This window comes from Okeania sp. SIO3I5 (assembly GCF_010672085.1).
GTDB lineage: Bacteria > Cyanobacteriota > Cyanobacteriia > Cyanobacteriales > Microcoleaceae > Trichodesmium.
In genome coordinates, this window is record NZ_JAAHHT010000177.1 from 1 (window position 1) to 1835 (window position 1835).

The 1835-nt window shown below is 33.1% G+C and carries 2 protein-coding genes; both read right to left on the bottom strand.

The genetic code is table 11. The annotated features are described in order from the left end of the window. Positions 1-318 precede the first annotated feature (318 nt). Positions 319-906, bottom strand: a complete 588-nt coding sequence (locus F6K40_RS28705; protein WP_293140704.1) for a class I SAM-dependent DNA methyltransferase — start codon at positions 904-906, stop codon at positions 319-321. Positions 907-1150: 244 nt separating this feature from the next. Then, positions 1151-1741, bottom strand: a complete 591-nt coding sequence (locus F6K40_RS28710) for a class I SAM-dependent DNA methyltransferase (protein ID WP_293140706.1) — start codon at positions 1739-1741, stop codon at positions 1151-1153. Positions 1742-1835: the final 94 nt, after the last annotated feature.

The window sequence follows — 1835 nt, forward strand, 5'->3', positions numbered from 1 at the left end:
AAACCCTGACCGCGGAGCATGACAGAGGTGATGTCCTCCCCCTGTGTTGACATTGATAATAACAAAATGCTCCTAGCTTATGTCTTGGGCATATGAACGTTTAGCTTATGAAGGTGTCCGAATCCTCGCCCTGGCTTTCATCCCGACGCTCTCTTCCCCCCTATGCACGGGGGGTTAGGGGGGATGGAGAGCAAGGGACTTCCCGGCAGGAAAGTTAAATTAAAGATATTTTTTTTATAAGTAGTGATATTGTTCAGTATACCTTTTTCATTCTCACGAGATAAACTAGAAATTATCACTACTTATTTATTATTAAATTTAGCTATTTTGCTTAATAAAAATCATGCGAGTTTGAATAGGAATTCCTGTAGTTTTAGAAATCCAACCTGCTATATAATAATCTTCGGTAGCATTTTTAATTGTAATTTTTGAATGGTCGTAAACTGGCACAGCAAAATTTTTAATAAATTCCTCTGTCACTTCATCAAGACTAATTAAAATAGCTTGACGAGCAATCCGTTCCATCTGCTCGATCGTCGTTTGAGCATCTTTAAATAGCACTAATGAACTGAGACAAAAAATAAAATCGTAGGAATTGTCATCAATTTCAGGCAAAGCTGTTTCAAATGACTTATTGATAGTTCTGTAACCTCTTTTAGCTGCATAATCTAACATTTTAACTGAAATATCAATGCCTGTATATTCAAAATCTCCCTGTAATAATTCACTTAATAGTCCAGTTCCACAACCCATATCTAAAACACTCCCTTGAGTGTAATTGTATCGCTGGAATATTTTAACTGCTTCATTTACGTGTTGTACGTTATACTTAGAATTAGTGAGCCAATCATCATATTTGGCTGCCAAATCATCATAAAATTCTGTAGCAGAAATTTTATTTACCATAGTTTTTAGTTCAAGATTTACTTAAATTTACCATCTGGTATAATACTATCAATAAGCTAATACATACATAAATATTTTTAAACTATTAGACATTTCCAATAATACCCCGCCCCCTTAAAGGCGAGGTTTTAATAAAATCAATTATCGCCCAGAAACTATTAATCCTTTCTCCTTACTTCCTGCTCCGTAGGGAGGTTGCATCCAACTTCCCTACCTCTCTTTTTTCTGGAAATATCTATTACTTTTACTTTAGTTTTTTTTCAATATAAATCATGCGAGTTTGAATAGGAATACCGGTAGTTGGAGAAGTCCAACCTAATATAAAATAATCTTCAATAGCATTTTCAATTACAATCTTTGAATGCTCGTAAACTGGCACAACAAAATTTTCAATATATTCCTCTGTCGTTTCATCAATACTAATAAAAATAGCTTGACGAGCAATTCGATAAAGATGATCAATTGCTGTTTTAGCATCTTCAACACAATGTAATGAACTTAAACAAAACACAAAATCGTAGGATTGAGTATCAATTTCAGGTAAAGCCGTTTCTATTAGTTTATGGATAGTTTTATAACCTCTTTTAGTTGCATATTCTAGCATATTAGCTGAAATATCAATACCTGTATATTCAAAATCTCCCTGCAATAATTGACTCAGAAAACCTGTGCCACAACCAATATCTAAAACACTACCTTGATGGTAATTATATTGATGGAATATTTTAACTGCCTCATAGACGTGCTGTGCATTACACTTTGGGTCTTTTAGCACATCATCATAGTTAGGAGCAAAATTATCATAAAATTCTTCAGCAGAAATTTTATTTACCATAATTTATAGTTGAAAATTGACTTGTATTTACTATCCCATGTAATACGATCAATAGACAATATTAAATTTTAAATTTTAGTCAACCATTACCTTA

What these genes read in the sequence shown, in the direction of transcription:
- F6K40_RS28705 (WP_293140704.1), bottom strand. Translation starts at nt 906, where the DNA reads ATGGTAAATAAAATTTCTGCTACAGAATTTTATGATGATTTGGCAGCC.
- F6K40_RS28710 (WP_293140706.1), bottom strand. Translation starts at nt 1,741, where the DNA reads ATGGTAAATAAAATTTCTGCTGAAGAATTTTATGATAATTTTGCTCCT.